Source organism: Comamonas sp. BIGb0152, from assembly GCF_024809975.1.
Lineage (GTDB): Bacteria > Pseudomonadota > Gammaproteobacteria > Burkholderiales > Burkholderiaceae_C > Comamonas.
In genome coordinates, this window is sequence record NZ_JANUDY010000002.1 from 653,599 (window position 1) to 673,381 (window position 19,783).

At 64.7% G+C, this 19,783-nt stretch carries 19 protein-coding genes; 10 read left to right on the forward strand and 9 right to left on the reverse strand.

Annotation, left to right across the window (positions count from 1 at the left end; translation table 11 throughout):
- Positions 1–13: 13 nt before the first annotated feature.
- Positions 14–1,306 carry a TIGR03862 family flavoprotein gene (locus M2375_RS06400; protein WP_259164647.1) on the reverse strand — a complete coding sequence of 431 codons (1,293 nt, stop codon included), beginning with the start codon at positions 1,304–1,306 and terminating at the stop codon, positions 14–16.
- Between the two features lie 206 nt (positions 1,307–1,512).
- On the opposite strand from M2375_RS06400, the gene moaA reads away from it, so the two are divergent.
- The 3 genes from moaA to M2375_RS06415 all read left to right on the forward strand — a co-directional run bounded on the left by moaA (position 1,513) and on the right by M2375_RS06415 (position 3,699).
- Positions 1,513–2,598 (forward strand): GTP 3',8-cyclase MoaA, encoded by a 1,086-nt coding sequence (moaA, locus tag M2375_RS06405; RefSeq protein ID WP_404979284.1) that lies wholly within the window; start codon positions 1,513–1,515, stop codon positions 2,596–2,598.
- Between the two features lie 52 nt (positions 2,599–2,650).
- Positions 2,651–3,307, forward strand: coding sequence for a molybdenum cofactor guanylyltransferase MobA (gene mobA, locus M2375_RS06410; protein WP_259164650.1), 657 nt, complete (start codon positions 2,651–2,653; stop codon positions 3,305–3,307).
- A 62-nt stretch (positions 3,308–3,369) separates the two neighbouring features.
- Entirely contained in the window at positions 3,370–3,699 is a 330-nt protein-coding gene (locus M2375_RS06415; protein WP_259164651.1) for a thioredoxin family protein, read from the forward strand.
- A gap of 23 nt (positions 3,700–3,722) precedes the next feature.
- On the opposite strand, the gene M2375_RS06420 is transcribed toward M2375_RS06415, so the two are convergent.
- From M2375_RS06420 to M2375_RS06430, 3 genes are all read right to left on the reverse strand, one after another.
- Entirely contained in the window at positions 3,723–4,628 is a 906-nt protein-coding gene (locus tag M2375_RS06420) for an adenylate/guanylate cyclase domain-containing protein (protein WP_259164652.1), read from the reverse strand.
- A gap of 245 nt (positions 4,629–4,873) precedes the next feature.
- On the reverse strand, positions 4,874–5,887 hold the full coding sequence (locus M2375_RS06425; RefSeq protein ID WP_259164653.1) for an LD-carboxypeptidase: 1,014 nt from the start codon (positions 5,885–5,887) through the stop codon (positions 4,874–4,876).
- A gap of 175 nt (positions 5,888–6,062) precedes the next feature.
- Entirely contained in the window at positions 6,063–6,485 is a 423-nt protein-coding gene (locus M2375_RS06430; RefSeq protein WP_259164654.1) for a BON domain-containing protein, read from the reverse strand.
- Between the two features lie 238 nt (positions 6,486–6,723).
- Here M2375_RS06430 and M2375_RS06435 point away from each other — a divergent pair, with 238 nt between their 5' ends.
- Complete coding sequence (locus M2375_RS06435) at positions 6,724–8,418, forward strand: SulP family inorganic anion transporter (RefSeq protein WP_259164655.1); 1,695 nt, start codon at positions 6,724–6,726, stop codon at positions 8,416–8,418.
- A 141-nt stretch (positions 8,419–8,559) separates the two neighbouring features.
- Positions 8,560–9,309, forward strand: a complete 750-nt coding sequence (locus tag M2375_RS06440; RefSeq protein WP_259164791.1) for a sulfurtransferase — start codon at positions 8,560–8,562, stop codon at positions 9,307–9,309.
- A gap of 39 nt (positions 9,310–9,348) precedes the next feature.
- On the opposite strand, the gene M2375_RS06445 is transcribed toward M2375_RS06440, so the two are convergent.
- Both M2375_RS06445 and M2375_RS06450 read right to left on the reverse strand, forming a co-directional pair.
- Positions 9,349–9,759: a DoxX family protein gene (locus M2375_RS06445; RefSeq protein WP_259164656.1), complete on the reverse strand. Its 411-nt coding sequence runs from the start codon at positions 9,757–9,759 to the stop codon at positions 9,349–9,351.
- A gap of 78 nt (positions 9,760–9,837) precedes the next feature.
- Entirely contained in the window at positions 9,838–10,536 is a 699-nt protein-coding gene (locus M2375_RS06450) for a pirin family protein (RefSeq protein ID WP_259164657.1), read from the reverse strand.
- 266 nt (positions 10,537–10,802) lie between these two features.
- Here M2375_RS06450 and M2375_RS06455 point away from each other — a divergent pair, with 266 nt between their 5' ends.
- The 3 genes from M2375_RS06455 (at position 10,803) to gluQRS (ending at position 14,079) form a co-directional block, all read left to right on the forward strand.
- Entirely contained in the window at positions 10,803–11,735 is a 933-nt protein-coding gene (locus M2375_RS06455) for a LysR family transcriptional regulator (protein ID WP_259164792.1), read from the forward strand.
- Positions 11,736–11,847: 112 nt separating this feature from the next.
- Complete coding sequence (locus M2375_RS06460; RefSeq protein WP_259164659.1) at positions 11,848–12,963, forward strand: NAD(P)/FAD-dependent oxidoreductase; 1,116 nt, start codon at positions 11,848–11,850, stop codon at positions 12,961–12,963.
- 141 nt (positions 12,964–13,104) lie between these two features.
- Positions 13,105–14,079 (forward strand): tRNA glutamyl-Q(34) synthetase GluQRS, encoded by a 975-nt coding sequence (gene gluQRS, locus M2375_RS06465; RefSeq protein WP_259164660.1) that lies wholly within the window; start codon positions 13,105–13,107, stop codon positions 14,077–14,079.
- Here gluQRS and M2375_RS06470 read toward each other — a convergent pair.
- Genes M2375_RS06470 through M2375_RS06480 form a run of 3 tightly spaced genes read right to left on the reverse strand, consistent with a single transcriptional unit; the run spans position 14,072 to position 17,359 of the window.
- Positions 14,072–15,337: a ferritin-like domain-containing protein gene (locus M2375_RS06470; RefSeq protein WP_259164661.1), complete on the reverse strand. Its 1,266-nt coding sequence runs from the start codon at positions 15,335–15,337 to the stop codon at positions 14,072–14,074. The genes gluQRS and M2375_RS06470 overlap by 8 nt on opposite strands.
- A 5-nt stretch (positions 15,338–15,342) precedes the next feature.
- Positions 15,343–16,209 carry a phosphate/phosphite/phosphonate ABC transporter substrate-binding protein gene (locus M2375_RS06475; RefSeq protein ID WP_259164662.1) on the reverse strand — a complete coding sequence of 289 codons (867 nt, stop codon included), beginning with the start codon at positions 16,207–16,209 and terminating at the stop codon, positions 15,343–15,345.
- A gap of 37 nt (positions 16,210–16,246) precedes the next feature.
- Positions 16,247–17,359 (reverse strand): acyl-CoA dehydrogenase family protein, encoded by a 1,113-nt coding sequence (locus M2375_RS06480; RefSeq protein WP_259164663.1) that lies wholly within the window; start codon positions 17,357–17,359, stop codon positions 16,247–16,249.
- A gap of 322 nt (positions 17,360–17,681) precedes the next feature.
- Between M2375_RS06480 and trmB the strand changes: the two genes are divergently transcribed.
- Positions 17,682–18,455 (forward strand): tRNA (guanosine(46)-N7)-methyltransferase TrmB, encoded by a 774-nt coding sequence (trmB, locus tag M2375_RS06485; RefSeq protein ID WP_404979279.1) that lies wholly within the window; start codon positions 17,682–17,684, stop codon positions 18,453–18,455.
- Positions 18,456–18,791: 336 nt separating this feature from the next.
- Positions 18,792–19,766: a succinylglutamate desuccinylase/aspartoacylase family protein gene (locus tag M2375_RS06490; protein ID WP_259164665.1), complete on the forward strand. Its 975-nt coding sequence runs from the start codon at positions 18,792–18,794 to the stop codon at positions 19,764–19,766.
- Positions 19,767–19,783: the final 17 nt, after the last annotated feature.

Below are 19,783 nucleotides of genomic sequence, written 5' to 3' on the forward strand. Positions count from 1 at the left end.
GCCTGGGGCTGCCTTAGCCCTTGAGGAAATGCGCCGCGCCCTGGGCCGCCCGCACGCCGCTGGACAAGGCGGCCGTCAACAGATAACCGCCGGTCGGCGCTTCCCAGTCCAGCATTTCGCCCGCGCAGAAGAGCCCGGGCCGGGCATGGCACATCAAGTCATGCGAAAGCGCATTGAATGCCACGCCACCTGCGGTGCTGATCGCCTCATCCATTGGCCGGGTGGCTGTGACCGTGATGGGCGCTGCCTTGATGGTGGCAGCCAGCCGCTGGGCATCCTGCATACCGTCCTTGCCCAGCACTTCGAACAGCAGCGCAGCCTTGATCCCCTCCAGCCCCAGACGGCTCTTGAGGTGGCTAGCCAGGCTGCGCGATCCGCGCGGATGGCGCACCTCGGCCAGCACGCGCTCGGCACTGTGGTCGGGCAGCAAATCCACCAAAAATGTCGCACTGCCCTGGGTTTTGACAGCCTCACGCAGCAGCGCAGACACGGCATAGACCAAGCTGCCTTCCACGCCCGTGTCGGTCGCCACAAACTCGCCCCGGCGGGCAAAAACCGCGCCTGATTCACCCTCAAAGCGAATGGCCACCGATTTGAACGGCTGGCCGGCAAACTTGCTGCTGAAGAAAGGCGACCAGCCCGGCTGCGTCTCGCCGCCGGGCGCCGGCAGCATGCGCACATCAAAGCCGCAGTTGGCGGGTTCCAGCGCCACCGTTGCGATGCCCGCCTGCTGCAGCAGCGGCACCCAGGCACCATCAGAGCCCAGGCGTGCCCAGCTGCCGCCCCCCAGCGCCAACACGGTCGCGCGGGCGGGTACCTGAATCTCCCCGTCTGGCATGGCAAAGCGCATTGCACCGGCTTCGTCCCAGCCCAGCCAGCGGTGGCGCATCGCAAAACGCACACCGGCAGCTCGCAGCGTTACCAACCAGGCCCGCAGCAAGGGCGCAGCCTTCATATCGGCGGGAAAAACCCGGCCCGAGGTGCCCACAAAGGTCTCAACGCCCAATTCCTTGGCCCAGGCCTGCACCTCGGCAGCGCCAAAATACTGCAGCCAGGAAGCCACCACGGCCTGCTGCGAGCCATAACGTCCAACGAACGAGGCCATGGGCTCGGAATGGGTGAGATTGAGACCGCCACGACCGGCGAGCAGGAACTTGCGCCCCACGGAAGGCATGGCGTCATACACCGTCACCTGCAGCCCGCTTTGGGCCAGGCGCTGGGCGGCCATCAATCCAGCCGGGCCACCCCCGATGACGGCAACATCCACCATGGCGGGCGAAGAAAGGGCGTGGCTGGGCAAAGTCATGGCAGAGGCAAATCAAAAGAGAACAAGGGGGCGAACCTTACACCAAGTCCGGCCCCCAGCGGCCAATGATTGGTACTTTTCGCCAACCGCTGATCCACCGCATATCCGCAAGCCCGCATCGGCAGGCCTGCTCTAGTACCATTGAGTACATGGATCGTCCCGTCATTCCCCTGGTTGACCTGCGCCTGCGCGAGGCAGGCCGCGCCATGCCTGCAGCACCGGCTGCGGCACTGGTCAGTGGCGGCTATGTCTACGACCAACGCAGCCGCCCCTTGCGCGATCTGCGCATCAGCGTGACTGACCGCTGCAATTTCCGCTGCAGCTACTGCATGCCCAAGGATATTTTTGACAAGGACCACGCGTACCTGCCGCACCGTGACCTGCTCAGCTTCGAAGAGATCACCCGCGCTGCCCGGCTGTTTGCGCAGCTGGGCGTCGGCAAGCTGCGCATCACCGGCGGCGAGCCGCTGCTGCGCAAAAACCTGGAAGCACTGATTGCCCAGTTGGCGCAGCTCGATACGCTCGATGGCTCGCCCATGGACCTGACCTTGACGACCAATGGCTCCATTCTGGCGCGCAAGGCCAGAGCGCTCAAAGACGCCGGGCTCAAGCGCTTGACGGTCAGCCTCGACAGTCTGAGCGATCCGCTGTTCCGCCAGATGAACGACATGGATTTCCCCGTGGCCACGGTGCTGCAGGGCATAGAGACCGCGCAGGCCGTGGGCTTTGCCAATATCAAGGTCAACATGGTTGTCAAGCGTGGCGTCAATGACCAGGAAGTGGTTGCCATGGCGCGCCACTTCCGGGGCAGCGGTGTTACCTTGCGGTTTATCGAATTCATGGATGTGGGCGCCACCAACGGCTGGCGGCTGGAAGAAGTCCTGCCCTCCGATGCCTTGCTGGAGCGCTTGCAGTCTGCTTTTGCGCTCACACCACTGTCAGCGACGGCGCCTGGCGAGACCGCCGTGCGCTGGGGCTACGTAGGGGCCGATGGCCAGCATGACCCCAGCCTGGGAGAGATCGGCCTGATCAGCAGCGTCACCCACGCCTTTTGCCAGGACTGCAACCGTGCGCGCCTGTCGACCGAAGGCAAACTTTTCCTGTGCCTGTTTGCCAGCGAGGGCTGGGACCTGCGCGCCATGCTGCGCAATGGCGCCAGCGACACCGATATCCGCCAGGCGCTTGCCCAGGTCTGGGGCCAGCGCAGCGACAACTACAGCGAGCAGCGCAGCCTGCACCCGGAGATGGCCCTGCAGCGCCGGCGCGTCGAGATGAGCTATATCGGCGGCTGATGCCGACCGGGGGCCTGCGCAACCTCCCCGTGCCACACCGCCTTCCACGACCATGCCCCTCCCCCTGCCCTTCATTGCCCCTGAACACATCACCGGCCTGGTGCTGGCCGGCGGCCAGGGTTCGCGCATGGGCGGCGCGGACAAAGGCCTGCAGTTGCTGGCCAATACGCCCTTGGCACTGCATTGCGCCCAGCGCCTACAACCCCAAGTAGGCCAGGTGCTGATCAATGCCAACCGCCACTTGGATGCCTACCAGGCCATGGGCTACGCGCTGCTGCAAGACCTGCCGCTTCCCGAGGCCGAAGCCTATCCCGGCCCCTTGGCAGGTTTTGCGGCGGGGCTGGCCGCCTGCCCCACCCCGTGGCTGGTCACGGTGGCTTGCGACACACCGCATTTCCCCCAGAACCTGGCCCAGCGCCTGGCGCAGGCGGCGGTGGCCCACAACAGCCTGGTGGCCATCGCCTGCAGCCCAGCGACGGACGCCGACAGCCAGCGCCCGGTGCCCCAGCCCACGTTTTGCCTGATCCACCACAGCCTGGCAGGTAGTGCCCGGCAATTTCTGGCCCAAGGCGGGCGCCGTGTTCGGCAGTGGGCGGGCCTGCATGCGCACTGCCTGGTTCCATTTGACGAGCCCCAGGCGTTCTACAACGCCAATACGCCCGAAGAACTGGCCTGGCTACAAGCCGATGCACAGGTGACGCATCGCTGAGCGCCTGGCGCCACCCCAGTGCTATAAGGGCTGAATCCGCCACGCGACACCGAGACCTTATCTTGACCTACTCTGCCCAACACCTCAGCCAGGAGCCCTTGCGCGCCGATGTCGATACCCAAGCCGGTTGGACGGTACTGGAATTTGGCACACCCTGGTGCCCCCATTGCCTGGGCGCACAACCGCTGATCGAAGCAGCGCTGGGCCCGCGCGCCGATATCCGGCATCTGAAAGTGGAAGATGGCCCAGGCCGCCCCTTGGGGCGCAGCTACCGCGTCAAGCTCTGGCCTACCTTGGTGCTGCTGCGCGATGGCCAGGAAGTGGCAAGGGTGGTTCGGCCCACCGATGGGGCCAGCATGGCTGCGATGCTGGCCGCCTTGCCAACGCCCTGACTCAGCGAGTGGGCAGCGGGTAATCAGGCCGGCGTGACTGAAAACGCCGTGCTGGGTGCCGTCGGGTCCTCGGGCGAGACCCCGAAATACACCACGCCCACGCCATGCAACTGCACCGACTCGCGGCGCACGGCCGTGGCCGGATTGGCCCCAAAACTCACCCAGGTGCCATAGCGGCTCAAATCGGTGTAGATCACATTGCCTCCCCGCCAGTCGATGCGACCATGCTGGCGAGAGACACGCCTGTCGAGCACCACCCATTCCGAATCGGAAGAACGGCCCACAAAAACGGGCATCTCCTGGGTGTTGAAAAAGCGCTCAACACCGCCGGAGGCCAAGCGCAGGCGCATGTGTACCACCGCCTCGGGCTTCATCGGCAGCACGGAGTCATAGGCCGTCACCACTTCTTGGGCTTCGGGCTCGGTCCATTGCACCTGGTAGAGCATTTGCTGCTCGGCCTTGCCGCGCACATCCATCCAGCCCATGGGCACAAAAACGGTGTCGACACGGGCGCCAGACTCCATCGTCGACGACGCCGCCCAGACTTCGCGGTGGCCGGCCTTCTCGCACAAACGGGCAGCCATGTTGACGGAGTCGCCGTAGCAGTCGCCCTCCATCAGCACGACTTCGCCGGTGCTCATGCCCACACGGACATGGAATTTTTGGGAAGCCGGCAGCGAATCCCACTGACCGTAGTGGCGGCGCATCAGCATGGTCATGGCGCTCACGGCCAAGGCGCTGCTGGTGAAAATGGCCAGCACACCGTCACCCAGGGTTTTGACCACCCTCCCGCCCGCTTGCACGACGACTTGCTTGAACGCATCCGTCATGCCCGCGACTGCTCGCGCAGCCCGCTCGTTGCCCAAGGTTTCGAACAATGCGGTACTGCCCGAGATATCGATGAATACCACGGTGGCGACAGTTGTCATGGATTTTCTTGTTACGGCAGGTGCTACCTCCTCCCCAGGAGCAACGCCAGCCTATGCATCAATAGCGACCCTGCATATTACACTGCAAACCAGGGCTCGCCACCAGTCCCGCCCCGCCCAATTAACTTACGAATTGTTTAATATGGTCAGACGGGGCTGATACGGCACTGATACCACAAACACGCGCTAGGCCGCATGGAAAATAGAGAATCACCGTTGCGGCGAACGCCAGCCATGCAGATTGCTTATTGATGGCCCCAATAAATAAGCGCATCACGGCCTTCCACACTCAGTGACACCTGGGCACCCACTGGCAGCAGCACCTTGGTGGGCACATGGCCAAAAGGCAGGTTGGTGAACACCGGGGCCTCTATCTGGGTACGCAGCCACTGCACCACGCTGGCCAGCTTGAAGCCCTTGTCATGCGCGTTCAGCTGGTAATCGCTGAACTGGCCAAACACCACGGCTTTTTGCTGTGCCAGCACGCCAGCGTGCAGCAGGGTCGTCAGCATGCGTTCGACCTTGTACGGCGTCTCACCCACATCCTCGATAAACAACACGCCGCCTTTGACCTTGGGCAGGTACGGGGTGCCCACCAAAGAAGCCAACATCGCCAGGTTGCCGCCCCAGAGCGTTGCCTTGGGGATGTAGACATCGCCCGAGGCCGAAGCGCCCGTGACCGTGCCTGCCTTTTCAGGCGCCAGACGCCAGCCCGTGCCTTCGCCCGCACCGCTCAGCAGGTCTTCGAAGCAATCCTGCATGATGTCGTCCACACCGTCGGCTGCGCCGAAATCCCCCACCAGCGCCGGGCCTGCCCAGGTCACTGCGCGGGTCTTGGCATACAGCGCCAGTTGCAGGGCCGTGAAATCGCTCAGTCCCACAAAGCGCGTACCCGAGGCAATCGCCGAGGCGATCTGCTCGTAGTCGATGCGGTGCAACAGGCGCGAGATCCCATAGCCCCCACGGCTGATCAGCGCCACATCGGCGCCGCTTTGGCAGGCGCGTGAGATGGCGGCCAGGCGCGTCTCGTCGTCGCCGGCAAAACGGGTGCTGGAGGCCAGGGCATCTGCATCCACCTCCACCCGGTGGCCCATGGCCTCCAGGCGCTTTACCGCCCGCTGGAACGCTTTTTTGTCGCGCACCGCACCCGAGGGCGAGTACACATAAATATGCTTGGGGCCGTGTGCATGGTGGTGCTGGCAATGCGCGTGGTCGCAGTGACCAGGGTCATGGTCATGAGAGTGGTCGTGCTGGTGCATGGCGGCAAACTAGATAGAGATAAGGCAAGCGCTGGGCCGCCAAAAAAGAAAGGACGGTGCCGGGTTCTGCGCACAAAACCCCGACCATCGGCGTTGGGCGGCATTATGCGGCCAATGGCCTTACCTGCGGACCAGGCCTGGGCTAATGCCATGGGCTAGGCAGGGCTGCGCCTCGTCAACCCAGCGCATCCGGGCGCACCTGGATCAGGCTGAACACGCCCTGCACGCCGGGTGCATTGTTGGCAATTGCCACGGCCCGGTCCAGCAAAGGCCGGGACGAGACCGTACCGCGCAGGGTCACCATGGCATGGGAGGTCTCGACCTGCAGGGCCCCCAGCTCCTCGCTTTGCGAGGCGGCCAGCGCATCCATCACCTGCGAGGAAATGGCATCATCGTCGGCCCGCCGGCGGTTGGCCCTTGCGGCACGCTCCACCGCCTGGCTGGCCCGCAGGCCCGAAGCATCGAGCGTCTGCGCCAGCCCCTGGCTCCAACGCCAGGCCTGCTGCAGGGCCCCGCCCTGCCACAGCGCGCCGATGGCAGCCAGCGCCAGCACCGCAACGGCAATGCATCTAAGGGATGGACGGCAGAACAAGCGCATGGGAGGCAGGGGCAAAGGCAGCAAGGGCTGAGGCGCACCAGCAAGGTACTGGCAGCAGCGCTGATTGTGGCGGCACGGCGGCGGCCTGCCAAGGCTTTGCGACAAGCCGCAGCAAGCTATACCTGCAAGACACGCAGGCTTGGCAATTCTTCACAGGTCGGCAATGGCCGCGCGGCGGCAGTCGCCCTTGCGCAGGGGCCACGCTGCAAACCGGGGGCTATGCAGCGACAATGCAGCCATGCAGCCCTCCCTGATTTACCGAATTTTCCCGTTCCTGCGCTGGCCCAGACCGACGAAACAGCTGTTGCGGGGCGAATTCATGGCGGGGATGACCGTCGGCCTGATGCTGGTGCCCCAGGGAGTGGCCTACGCGCATCTGGCCGGCATGCCTTTGATTACCGGCATCTATGCCTCGATCATTCCGGCCGCTATTGCGATTTTGTTCAGCCCCTCGCCGCGTTTGGGCGTTGGGCCTACGGCCCTCAGTGCCTTGCTCATCGGCGCCTCGCTTACCGGTATGGCCGAACCGGGCTCGGCCCAATGGGTGGTACTGGCCGCCTGGATGGCCATCATGGCCGGCCTGGTTCAGTTCAGCCTGGGCCTGGTGCGCGCGGGCTGGCTGCTCAACCTGGTGACCTCGCCCGTGCTCGCCGGCTTCACGCAGGCGGCAGCGTTGCTGATTCTGGCCTCGCAGCTGCCCAGCCTGCTGGGCATGCGCAGCGACTGGGCTACCGTTTGGGACAACCCTTCGCTGGGCCTGTTTGATTGGCGCTCGATTCTGCTGGGCCTGGCCAGCATCGCTTTGCTGGTGCTTGCCAAAAAGTGGCGCCCAGCCTTTCCTTCCGCTGTGTTTGTCATTGGCTGCACCGGTCTCATCAGCTGGGCGACCGACTTTGCCGACAAGGGCGGCGCCGTGGTCGGCCACCTGCCCACGGGCCTGCCTCAGCTGGTCTGGCCCGGCATGCTCGATTGGTCGCAGTTCGGCCTGCTCGTTATGCCGGTGCTGGTGATTTCGCTGGTCAGCGCGCTGGAGACAGCCTCCAGCGCCCAGGTTGAACACCAGCAGGCGGGCACGCGCTGGGACAGCAGCCAGGAGCTGGTCGCGCAAGGCCTGTCCAAGATGAGCGCCGGCCTGTTTGGCAGCTTTGCCACCAGTGCATCCTTCTCGCGCTCAGCCGTCAACCTACTGGCCGGTGCCAAAACGGGCTATGCCAATGTGTTTTCCATCTTGCTGGTCGTCGCCGTGGTGCTGTGGTTCATCCCCGCGCTCTACCATGTGCCCCAGGCTGCGCTGGCCGCCATCGTGATGACGGCCGTGGCCAACCTGGTCAAGCCCCGCACCCTTGTCTACCTGTTCAAGATCTCGCGTATCGAAGGCAGCATCGCGGTCGCCACCTTCGGCATCACCTTGCTGACCGCACCGCGCATTTACTGGGGCGTGCTCGCGGGCATTCTGCTCAGCTCCTGCTACTTTCTCTATAACCGCCTGCACCCCCGCATTGTGGAGGTGGGCCTGCATCCCGACGGCAGCCTGCGTGACCGCCATCTCTGGCAACTGCCGCCCTTGGCACCCGACCTGCTGGCTCTGCGCATGGATTCGGAGCTGGACTTTGCATCGGCCGCCGCGCTGGAAGAGCGGGCCGCCAATGTCTGGACCCAGCACGCGCACTACCGGCAACTGGCGCTGCTGGCCCAGCCCATGAACCAGATCGATATCACCGGTGTTGAAGCCTTTGTGCGGTTGGAGCGCATGGCCGCCAAACGTGGCGGCATGCTGCATATCGTGGGCATGAAGCTGCCGGTGGAGGCCCGCCTCAAACGCGCGGGTTTGCTGCAGGACAACCCCCATCTGCGCATGTACCGCACCGATGCCGAGTTTCTGCAGGCGATGAGCCGTGCGCACAGCGACGACGGGATCGAATACGCCATCTAGGCCAGCCCGGCGGCCTCGGTGTTCCAGGCCGCAGCCCAGCACGGTGTTGAAGGGCCGGCGCTTGCCTGGCTAAAATAGCCGCCCGCCATGCGCCCCAACGCAAGCGGCTATTTCTTAACAGAAGCTTTGCCAGAAACCACCGTGCCCTCGATTCTCAATATCTCCTGCTACAAGTTTGTCAACCTGCCCGACTGCGAAGCGCTGCGCGATCTGCTCGCCCAGCGCGCCGCCGATCTGGCGCTCAAGGGGACCGTGCTGCTGGCAGAAGAAGGCATCAATTTCTTTTTGGCAGGGCCATCCGATGCCGTCCACCGCTGGGTCGATGCGCTGCGCGAGGACCCGCGCTTTGCCGATGTGCAGCCCAAAGAGAGCTGGTCAAAAACGGTGCCGTTTCGCAAGATGCTGGTCAAGGTCAAGCCCGAGATCATCCGCATGGACCACCCGGCCATACGCCCTGCCAGTGGCCGTGCGCCTTCCGTCAGCCCCCGCGATCTGCAGCGCTGGCTGCAGCAAGGCCATGACGACGAAGGGCGCCCGGTGGTCACCTTGGACACCCGCAATGACTACGAAGTGGATGAAGGCGCCTTCATCGGCGCCATCGACTGGCGCTTGCGCAAGTTCACCGAGTTCCCCGAACAGCTGCGCGCCCACCGCCAAGACCTGGAAGGCAAGACGGTGGTCAGCTACTGCACCGGCGGCATCCGCTGCGAAAAGGCCGCCATCCTGATGCAGGAAGAAGGCCTCTCGCATGTCTACCAGCTCGAAGGCGGCATCCTCAAGTACTTTGAGCAAACCGATGGCAGCGGCTACCAGGGCAGCTGCTTTGTGTTTGACGAGCGCCGCGCCGTCGATGACGGCTTGCGCAAGACGGCCCTCAAGACCGAGCCCTGAGCTGTCGGCCAAGGGGCTCGGCGCTTTGCAAAAGCGCTGTCAGGCAGCGCGGCGCTTGGCGTCCAGGCTCCAGGCGCCGGCACCAAAAGCGGCAAAGGCCAGCAGGCCGCCCACGATGGCGATGTTCTTGTTGAACAGCAGCTTGGTCATCGCCACCGCCTCGGCGGGAACGGCCCAGTAGGCATGGAAAATCATCGTGGCGGCCAGCGTGAAGATGGCCAGAATGGCCGCCGCATAGCGTGTGCCCAGGCCCAGCAGCAAGGCCAGGCCACCCAAGATCTCAATCGCCAGGCCCACGGCCACGCCCACTTCGGGCATCGGCATGCCGGCGGACTGGGCATAGCCCACCGCCCCGGCAAAGCCCGTCAATTTGCCCCAGCCCGGGATCAGAAAGAACCAGGCGATCAGAATGCGGCCCAGCAGGGCCAAAGGATTTTGCAAAGCGTTCATATTTTTCTCCTTGAAATAACACCACCACCATCACACCAAAAACGGGGGCGCTGGCCGCCATGGCAGCGCCCCCTTGCATCAAGCAGCCAGATCAAAGACCAGCACTTCGGCATCACGGGCTTGCGCCAGCCGCACCGAGGTTTCCTGGTCCAGATAGGCTGCATCACCGGTGTGCAGCGCCGTGCCATTGACGGACACCTCACCGCGCACCACATACACATAGGACTTGCGCCCAGGCGCAAGCGCCACACTCGCCTCATCCTGGCCATCCAGCAGGCCGGCGTACATACGTGCGTCGGCATTCATGCTGATCGAGCCATCCGCCCCATCGGGCGAGACCATCAGGCGCAGCCGACCACGCTTGTCCGCATCGGCAAAGGTTTTTTGCGCATAGCTGGGCGCAATACCTTTTTTATCGGGCTCAATCCAGATCTGCAGAAAGTGCGTTTCCTGATGCGCATGGTTGAACTCGCTGTGCTCCACACCGGTGCCGGCGCTCATGCGCTGCACATCGCCAGGGGGCAGGCCTTCGATATGGCCCATGCTGTCCTTGTGGGCCAGATTGCCCTCCAGCACATAGCTGATGATTTCCATATCGCGGTGGCCATGGGTGCCAAAGCCCTTGCCAGGCGCGACCCGGTCTTCATTGATCACGCGCAGATTGCCCCAGCCCATGAAGCGGGAATCGTAGTAACCGGCAAACGAGAAGCTGTGGTTGGAGCGCAGCCAGCCATGGTCAGCATGGCCACGATCAGCAGATTTACGAACCATCAACATTTTTGATCTCCTGTCTGGCAAACAGCGCACATTGCGCTGTTCATCACCATGTCCATGACTGTAAAACCGCCGATCCTGCCTGCGGGGCAGCGGTTTTGATGGCATCATTCAAAAAATCTGATGGGCTTTTCAAGAACGTATTAACGATCTCCTCGCACCGCGTAGAAATTGCCAATACGTTTTCAGGCCTGAACCAAGCCGGCCTCAGCAGCGAAGATTTACCGATCTGCTGCGTGCCGCATGTAGGAAAGAACCGTCAAATGGCCTTGTTGCGTGATCGCGATGTCCTCACCCCCGATACCCTGGCCTTGCTGCAGCTGGTGGCCGACACCGGAAGTTTTGCCGCCGCAGCACGCCAGCTCGGCCTGGTGCCCAGCGCGCTGACCTACCGCATCCGCCAGGTCGAAGATGCGCTGGATGTGCTGCTGTTTGACCGCAGCGCGCGCCAGGCACGGCCCACCGAGGCCGGCCAGGAGCTGCTGCGCGAAGGCGGGCGCCTGCTCGCCGAGGTCGATGCCGTGGCCAACCGCGTGCGCCGCGTGGCCACGGGCTGGGAGCCCGAGCTGCGCATTGCCGTCGATGGCGTTATCTCCCGCACCACCTTGCTGGAGCTGATCGAGGCCTTCTACACCATTGCGCCGCCCACCCGGCTCAAGATCACGGACTCCATCCTGGCCGGCACCCTGGAGGCACTCAGCTCGGGCCGTGCCGACCTGGCCATTGGAATCGCCGTCGATGCCTCCCATGTGGCGGGCCTGCAGCAGCTCGATCTGGGCGAGATCACCTTCCGCTATGTCGTAGCGCCCCACCACCGTCTGGCCGACGAGATGCAGCCCATCAGCGACGAGGTGCTGCGCCAGCACCGCATCATTGCCGTGGCCGACTCCTCGCGCAGCGGCCATGGCCAGACCATCGGCGTGCTCAACGGCCAGGATGTGCTGACCGTCGATACCATGCAGGCCAAACTCCAAGCCCAGCTGCGCGGCATTGGCGGCGGCTTTTTGCCCGACAACATGACCCTGCCTTACCTGCGCAGCGGCCAACTCGTAGAGCGCGAGCTGATGCGCCCACCGCGCAAGATCAAGCTGCGCTACGCCTGGCGCGGCACCAGTCCGGGCAAGGCGCTGCAGTGGTGGCTGGACCAGCTGCAGTCCGAGGCCACACGCACTTCTTTACTGAGCAATCACTATGTGGGATAAATCCTGAGAAAAATGGGTGTAAACACCGTGTAGAGTGGTTCCCCAGATAGCGCTGCGCATACAGCCATCTGTGAAGCCTTATCGTTTGTCGAAACAGTACAGAAAGTCTTTCATGTCTTCTCGCATTCCCCCCAAACCCAAACGATCTGCATCCTCTTCCAACATTGTTGTGGCTACCCGCAAGCACTATGCCGTGGTGGGCGCCGGCATGGCCGGCGTGGTCTGCGCACGCACTTTGCAGCAGGCGGGCCACCAGGTCACCGTGATCGAGGCCCAACCCCAGGTCGGCGGCCGCATGGCCAGCCGCCACAGCGCGCACGGCAGCTTCGATGTGGGTGCCCAGTTCTTTACCGTGCGCGACCCGCGCTTTCAGCTGGCGTTGGACACCACGCCCCATGTCACCCGCAACTGGAGCGTCAACGCCATCCGCACCTTGGACGCCACCGGCAAGGTCGCCGTCACCACCCAGCGCGGCATGGAAGCCCACCTGATCGGTGTGCCCACGATGGACAGCCTGGTCGCCTCCTGGGCCGCGCCGCTGACCGTGCACCTCAACGAATATGCATTGGCCTTTGAGCGCGATGCCCTCAACGCCAGCCAGTGGCAGCTGCGCACCGAAGATATTGATGGTGGCGTGCATGTCTACGCCGGGCTGGATGGCGTTGTGCTAGCCATCCCCTCGCCTGAAGCGCAGGAACTGCTGGCCGACAGCGAAACGACGGTGCCCGCTGACTGGCAGCTGTCCGATGTCTACATCGCCCCGAGCTGGACCCTGCTGCTGACCTTTGCCCATGCCGTAGACCCCGGCATCACGAATATGGGTCCGCAGTGGAATGCCGCCCGCACCGAACACCCCCGCATCACCTGGCTGTCGCGCGAGTCGTCCAAACCCGGGCGCGGCAAGGTCGAGCGCTGGACCGTGCAGGCCAGCCCCGACTGGGCGCGCAAGCATGAGAACGACGAACCCCAGCGCGTCGCCGCCAAGATGCTGCAGGCCTTCTCCGAGCTGACCCGCATCCGCGCCACCCCTAGCGACATCCGCGTCGTGCAATGGGGTTACGCCAAGACCATCAACCCCCTGCCCAAGGATGCCAAGGGCCAGGCCCGCAGCCACCTGTGGAATGCCAAGAGCGCCATCGGCCTGTGCGGCGACTGGTGCCTGGGCTACCGGGTCGAAGACGCTTTTGTCTCCGGCCTGGAGATGGCGCTGACCGTGCTGGGCGAGTAAACGCGCCCGCCTCCTGACCCTTGCTTTTGAACGCCACCGGGCTTGGCTGCGGTGGCGTTGTCGCATCTGCATGGTCCGATGGCAGCGATGGCAGCGACTGCGCCGAATGTGCCGAATCACCCGGGTTACACTCCCCCTCCGATGACTTCAAGCGCTTATACCGGCCGTTTTGCCCCCTCGCCCACCGGCCCGCTGCATGCCGGCTCGCTGGTGGCAGCGCTCGCCTCTTGGTTGGACGCCCGCGCCCACCATGGCACCTGGCTGCTGCGCATTGAAGACATCGACCCGCCGCGCTGCCCGCCGGGCATGGACCAGGAAATCCTGCGCCAGCTCCATGCGCTGCAACTGGTCCCCGATGCCCCGCCCCAATGGCAATCCGCCCGCCACGGCCTCTATGCCCAGGCCTTGGCGCAGCTGCAGGCAGCCGCTTGGGCCTACCCCTGCGCCTGCACGCGCCGTGATATGGATGCCGCACTCGCCGCACAAGGCCATGTGCATGAGCGCCATGGCGAGCGCCCCTACCCGGGCACCTGCCGCGATGGCCTGCACGGCAAGACCGGCCGCAGCTGGCGCTTTCACACACAGCGCTACCAAGGCCAGGTGGTTGCCATGGCGGCAGAGGATGACCAGGCAGCCAAACCCGACCACCCCGTGCTGCACAGCGACCAGCAACTGCTGTGGCAAGACCGCTGGCTGGGCCCGCTGCAGCAGGATGTGGCCGCCAGCGTTGGTGATTTTCTGGTGCAGCGCGCCGATGGTCTTTGGGCCTACCAGCTGGCCGTGGTGGTGGACGATGCCGAGCAAGGCATCAGCGATGTGGTGCGCGGCGCGGACCTGGCCGACAACACACCGCGCCAGCTGCTGCTGCAGCGCGCGCTGGGCCTGCCGGCACCGCGCTACATGCACACACCGCTGGTGCTGCAGGCTGATGGCGAAAAGCTCTCCAAGCAATATGGCGCGCCAGCCGTGCTGGTGGACAGCGCCGAGCAGCGCATGGCCGTGCTGCGCCAGTCCGCCCAGCACCTGGGGCTGGAGGCTGGCCAGGCCAGCAGCATTGCCGATGCGCTGGCCGATTGGACGGCGCAATGGGCGCGCCGCCACCTGGCCACTACATGAAATTGCGCGTGTGCAAGGAGGCAAGCTCCTGCGCATGGCCTCGCTCAAAGCCCAGCCGCACCAGCTTGGTGTAGCGGCCATCGGCCATGTCCTGCATCAGCTGCTGCACGCGCTGGCTGCCCAGCGCCAGCGCATCGGCGGACAAGGCACCGGCCCCCACGAGGATCAGCGCATCAAACACCTCTTCGTTCAGGCCTGATGTGCCGGCCAAGGCATCATGGCGCGCCTCTACCGCCTGGGCCAGACGGTGGCGAAAATCCGGCTCCTGCTTCAGGCGGTGCAGCAGGTGCGACATGCCCAGCGCCACATGGCGGGCCTCATCGCGGGCAGCCAGGCGGCAGATCTGGCGGGTCAGCGGATCGGGCGCATAGGTCTGCAAAAACTGCAGCAGGTTGACAAAGCTGCCCTCGCCCAGCACCGAGAGCAAAAAGCCTGCGACCGAAAAATCCTTTTCCGCCAGCAGGCTGTGCAACGAGGCCTGGCCGCCTGCGGTGGACAGCGCTGGCTCACGCCCATGGCGGCGAATGCGGCGGGTGAACACATCGATATGGCGTGCCTCGTCGGCCACCTGGATCGCCAGCGCCGCCTGCAGCTCACGGTAATGCGGGTGCAGCTCGCCCAGAAAGCGGGCGGGCACAATCAGCGCCGCATTCTCGTTCTCGACCATATAGGTCATCACCTGCACGATGGCGTCCTCGATCACCGCTGGCGGCTCGGGCGCATGGCCCCAGTCGATATCGGTGTCGGCATTCCATTGCGCGGCCACCGCCTGCGCATACAGATCCCCGGCCTGGTCGGACCAGAACTCGGCCTTGTCCTGCAGGCGAAAGGCAAAGGCCGGCGCGCCCGCCTCCACCGCCGCTCCCCGCGCCGCCAAGCCCCAGGCCGGGTCCGCCTGCGCCACTACCGCGCCGGGCTGGCTGGCATCACTGTGGCCCGCCAATGCCGCATGGCGCCAGCGGCCCGCTTGCGCGCTGCCACGCCGCACCAGCAAGGCGGGCTGGCGCAACCAGCCGGTGGGCGTTTGCAGCGCATGGCCCTGGGCCTGGCACCAGGCCGCCAACTGCGCCTGCCAGCCCGGTGCCTGGCCGCTGACCCGGATGGCATCGCCTACGGCGACAGCGGCCAGGCCGTGCTTGACCAGCAGGTGCGCGCCGGCATCAAAGCCCAGCCGGCCCAAATCCACCGGCGGCAAGCTCGCGGGGTCGGCCTGGCTTTGACTGCCAGGGCTGCTGAAGGGGGCTGGCGGTTTTTCCATGGGGTTCAGTACCGGTAGTCCGCCGCCAGGATGCGGCCGGCCTCATCATAAAAGCGCTCATCGCGCACCGCACGAGCCAGCGGCACATAGCCCGAGGCGCGGCCGGGGTGCCAGACCTTGAGGCCTTCCAACTCCAGCAAGGGGCGAATCAGCGGGTCGTCCCAGGACATGGCCAGCAAAATCTCGGTAAAGCGCGCCGCATCGGCGGGCCTGATGCTCGGGCCGGCAGTCATATTGCAGTGGTCAAAAGGCTGCGAGGTATCGAGCACGCGTGTGGCACCCGCGGGCAAGGTCCCTTCGGCGGCAAAGCCCAGGTAATTCTTGGCGACCATCCAGGAAGCGGCAATCTCGCCGGCCACCATGGCCTTGGCCGCCAGGCGCTCACCGCCAATATGGTCGCCATGCTTGCCACCCAGCACATCAAAGCGGCGCGCCTGAAAGTCCTTACCCGCCAGCATGCCGTGTTGGCGCAGGTGGTCCAGCGGAATCAAGGTGGCCTGGGGCGAATCAATGGCGCCAAAACCCAGGGTCTGGCCGCGCAGGTCGGCCAAGGTCTGCGCCGGGCTGTCTGCTCGCACCACCAGCAGCGACTGCACATCCATGTCGGTGTCGCGCATCGCGATCGAGCGCACCTGCTGGCCAGCGGCCCGGGCCATCAACTCGGCGCGCACAAAGGCCAGCGGCGAGTTCCAGGCCAGCTGCACCGTGCCCTCCATCAGCGCCTCGGTCAGCGATTCGTAGTTGGAATACAGCACATAGTCAAAGTACAAGCCCTGCTCGATGAAGTGGGCCTTGAAGCCCTCCCAGATGGTGATGACCTTGGGCGCATAGGCCACGGCGCCCATTTTGAGGGTGGTGTAAGAAGCGGTCATGGATGCGTATATCTCCGGTTGGTGGAACACGAAAGGATCAGGCTGCGGCCTCGCACAGCGCCTTGCCCAGCAGGTCATAGATCACATCGGTAGTGGGCGCCATCACCGAAGCCGCGCGGGCATCGCGGAACAGCCGCTCAATGCCCAAATCCTTGCGGAAGGCCGCGCCGCCGCAGACGCGCATGGCGGTATCGCTCACCTCCAGCGCCGCCTCGGCCGCAGCGGCCTTGCATTGCAGGAGCCGGGTTTTGGCATCAGGCCGGCCCGCCAGCACGGCCTGCACAGCGTCATCGCGCAGCAAGCGCGCCTGGTCGGCCTTGAGCTGGGCCTTGGCCAGGTAGGCGCGGATGGTAGGCAGGTCGGCCAGGCCGCTGCCGTTTTCGGCAAAGCGGGTGTTGGCCACATGCTGCACCGCGCGGCGCATCACGCCTTGCATCAGGCCCACCGAGGTGGTCGCAATCAAGGTGGGGAAATACGGCATCAGGTAGCGGGCCTTGACGTCTTCGCCCTGGCCATCCTCGCCTAAGCGGCAGGCCAGCGGCACGGCCACATCCTGGGCGATGATCGGTGACGAGGCATTGCCGCGCAGCCCCATGCCATCAAAGCGCGACGGAATCTGCAGGCCCGGCAGACGGCTGTCGACCAGCCACAGCGTATTGCCCTCGCCCCTGCTCGCCCGGGAGATCCAGACATAGGAATCGGCTTCGCCGGCCGAGGTGATCATGCTTTTGTGGGCATTGAGCAGCACCGTGTCCTGGCCTTGTGCAGCGGCCGTCCCCGTGGGCGCCCAGATATGGCTGCGCGAGCCGGTCTCAGAGACCGCCAAGGTGGTGATATGGCGGCCCTGCGCGATGGCGCGCCGGGTGTCTTCTTCGGCAAAAGGCTCGATCAGCGCCACGCCGCAGTAGTGCATGGTCAGCACCATGGCCGTGCAAGGGCAATCCTGGGCAATGCGCTCGACCACTTGTACGGCTTCGGGCAGGCCGGCGCCCATGCCACCCACTTCGGGGGCGCTGATCAGGCCCAGCAGCCCCTGGCTGCCCAAGACCTGCAGCGCCTGGCGTGGGTAGACCGCCTGGCTATCGGTATGCGCGGCCCCCGGCGCGATAAGCTCGCGCACGATCGGCTCCAACGACGAAAGGATGTCCATGCTGCTCCAGATGCTGGCGCAAAGGCAGGCCCATACCGGAAGCCATGGGGCAAAAAGGCCGCCAGACGCAAGCGGCGCCCGAGCCTCTACCCCGTGTTTCCTGTCGTATACAGACCTGCAATCACGACAGACTTCACATTGAAAAAGGCATTATAGGCAGCGACTTTGCTGCCGCTTAGCCGGCAGTGCACACGGCGATTTCCCAGCGTTTTGCCAATGCAGACTGGAAAAATCTACAATAGCCCCTTTTTTGACGCGGCCGAGCGCCCCTTGCGGGACAAGCGCCACCCTGCCGCTTGTGCTGAGCGGCACCTCCATGACCATGCAATCTTCTTCGACGCCTGCTGCCGGCCCCGTGCCCGAGCCCATCATCACCAACGCACGCGATGCCAGCAGCGCCCCTGGCCATGCGCCTGCGGATGTGGCCCATCCCAAGACCATCCGCTCCTATGTGCGCCGTGCAGGCCGCACCACCACCGGCCAGGCCAAAGCCTTTGAAACCCTGGGCACCCGCTATGTGCTGCCCTACACCGGCGAGGCCTTCGATGCCGAGGCCGCCTTTGGCCGCCAGGCCCAGGTGATTTTGGAGATCGGCTTTGGCATGGGCGAGGCGACGGCGCACATTGCGCGCGTTCGCCCGGACGACAACTTTCTGTGCTGCGAAGTGCATGAGCCCGGCGTGGGCGCACTGCTCAAACGCATTGGCGAGCAGGACATCACCAATATCCGCATCTTCCAGCATGACGCCGTGGAAGTGCTGGAGAACATGCTGCAGCCAGGCTCGCTCGATGGCATCCATGTGTTCTTCCCCGATCCCTGGCACAAGAAAAAGCACAACAAGCGCCGCCTGATCCAGACGCCGTTTGTGGCTCAGCTCGTGGCCCACTTGAAGCCCGGTGGCTACATCCATTGCGCGACCGACTGGCAACCCTATGCCGAGCAGATGCTCGAGGTGCTCTCGGCCAACCCCGACCTGAAGAACACCGCCGAGGGCTATGCCCCGCAGCCCGAGTACCGCCCGCTGACCAAGTTCGAAAACCGGGGCCTGCGCCTGGGCCATGGTGTCTGGGATCTGGTGTTCACCCGCGCCCAGTAAGCGATACGGGACTGCGTTCCCGCATACCCCCAAAAAGGCTGCCTCGGCAGCCTTTTGTGCACTTCGGTAGCGCTGCCGCGTCTGGGCGCAGCCTGCTGGCTGCGTAACAGTGGCTTTGTTTATCAAAATTGATAGCAGTACGGGATGCCTGCAGCGCCCGATGCGGTAGGATGGCCGCTGGCATCAGCGTGCTGCTGCCAATGGCATAGACCGCCCCCTGCCCCACGGTTGTGGGTATAAACCTTGCGCCCTGCTCTGGTGCGACAGCCCCTGGCGGGATGCAAGGCTTGTGATGCAGCGGCCCGGGCTGGCATGCCATCACACCGGAAAACTGCAATGACCGTCTCTCGCTTTCACATCACCCCTCTGAACCACAGCGACTCCGCCGAGCAACCTGCCGCGCTGCGCAGCTACGGCTGGGCATCGGCCGTGCCAGGCCCGTCTTTGCTGATCTTTGGCGCCGTGCACGGCAATGAGCAAAGTGGCACCCATGCGATCAAGCGCTGGATCGCGCGTTTTGAATCGGGCCAGGTGCGCCTCAAGCGCGGCCGCCTCACCATGGTGCCCGTGGCCAACCCCAAGGCCTTTATCAAGAACGAGCGCGAAGGCGACCGCAACCTCAACCGCAACTTTGTGCCCCAAGCGCAGCCGCAGAACTTTGAGGACCACATGGTCAATGCGCTCACGCCTTTGCTGGAGAGCCATGACGCCCTGCTCGATCTGCACTCCTACAGCGGCGATGGCCAGCCCTTTGCGATGACCGGCCCGCTCAACAACAGCGGCAGCCTGGAGCCCTTTGCCCGCCAGCAAGAGGAAGAGGCTTTTGCCAAGGCCGTGGGTCTGCCGGTGATTGTGCAAGGCTGGCTGGAGGTGTATGAGCAGGCGGTGCAAGCCAGCGGCGGCGCCATTCGCCCCGAGCACGGCATTGGCACCAATGAGTTCATGCGCAGCCGGGGCGGCTATGCGATCACCGTGGAGTCGGGCTCGCACGAAGAGCCCCAAGCCATCGAGATCGCCGACCGCTGCATCGCCGGGGTGCTGAACCTGCTGGACATGGCCGATGTGACCGTCGAGCCCGTGGCCCAGTACACCACCCACCACATGCGCCAGGTGTTCATGCGCCAAAGCGCGGACGACCAGATGCACAAGGACTGGCAGAACTTTGACCCCTTCACCAAGGGTGACCTGCTCGCCACCCGCGCCGATGGCAGCCAAATTCTGGCCCCGTTTGATGGCTGCGTGATCTTTCCCCAGGCCGATGCCGCCGTGAACCGCGAGTGGTTCTACCTGGCCCAGACGGACCACAGCTGATCACCGAAGCCCGGCTG

Excerpts from the sequence above, each read along its gene's own strand:
- M2375_RS06400 (WP_259164647.1), bottom strand. The coding sequence starts at position 1,306 with ATGACTTTGCCCAGCCACGCCCTTTCTTCGCCCGCCATGGTGGATGTT.
- moaA (WP_404979284.1), top strand. The coding sequence starts at position 1,513 with ATGCCTGCAGCACCGGCTGCGGCACTGGTCAGTGGCGGCTATGTCTAC.
- mobA (WP_259164650.1), top strand. The coding sequence starts at position 2,651 with ATGCCCCTCCCCCTGCCCTTCATTGCCCCTGAACACATCACCGGCCTG.
- M2375_RS06420 (WP_259164652.1), bottom strand. The coding sequence starts at position 4,628 with ATGACAACTGTCGCCACCGTGGTATTCATCGATATCTCGGGCAGTACC.
- M2375_RS06425 (WP_259164653.1), bottom strand. The coding sequence starts at position 5,887 with ATGCACCAGCACGACCACTCTCATGACCATGACCCTGGTCACTGCGAC.
- M2375_RS06430 (WP_259164654.1), bottom strand. The coding sequence starts at position 6,485 with ATGCGCTTGTTCTGCCGTCCATCCCTTAGATGCATTGCCGTTGCGGTG.
- M2375_RS06435 (WP_259164655.1), top strand. The coding sequence starts at position 6,724 with ATGCAGCCCTCCCTGATTTACCGAATTTTCCCGTTCCTGCGCTGGCCC.
- M2375_RS06445 (WP_259164656.1), bottom strand. The coding sequence starts at position 9,759 with ATGAACGCTTTGCAAAATCCTTTGGCCCTGCTGGGCCGCATTCTGATC.
- M2375_RS06450 (WP_259164657.1), bottom strand. The coding sequence starts at position 10,536 with ATGTTGATGGTTCGTAAATCTGCTGATCGTGGCCATGCTGACCATGGC.
- M2375_RS06460 (WP_259164659.1), top strand. The coding sequence starts at position 11,848 with ATGTCTTCTCGCATTCCCCCCAAACCCAAACGATCTGCATCCTCTTCC.
- gluQRS (WP_259164660.1), top strand. The coding sequence starts at position 13,105 with ATGACTTCAAGCGCTTATACCGGCCGTTTTGCCCCCTCGCCCACCGGC.
- M2375_RS06470 (WP_259164661.1), bottom strand. The coding sequence starts at position 15,337 with ATGGAAAAACCGCCAGCCCCCTTCAGCAGCCCTGGCAGTCAAAGCCAG.
- M2375_RS06475 (WP_259164662.1), bottom strand. The coding sequence starts at position 16,209 with ATGACCGCTTCTTACACCACCCTCAAAATGGGCGCCGTGGCCTATGCG.
- M2375_RS06480 (WP_259164663.1), bottom strand. The coding sequence starts at position 17,359 with ATGGACATCCTTTCGTCGTTGGAGCCGATCGTGCGCGAGCTTATCGCG.
- trmB (WP_404979279.1), top strand. The coding sequence starts at position 17,682 with ATGCAATCTTCTTCGACGCCTGCTGCCGGCCCCGTGCCCGAGCCCATC.
- M2375_RS06490 (WP_259164665.1), top strand. The coding sequence starts at position 18,792 with ATGACCGTCTCTCGCTTTCACATCACCCCTCTGAACCACAGCGACTCC.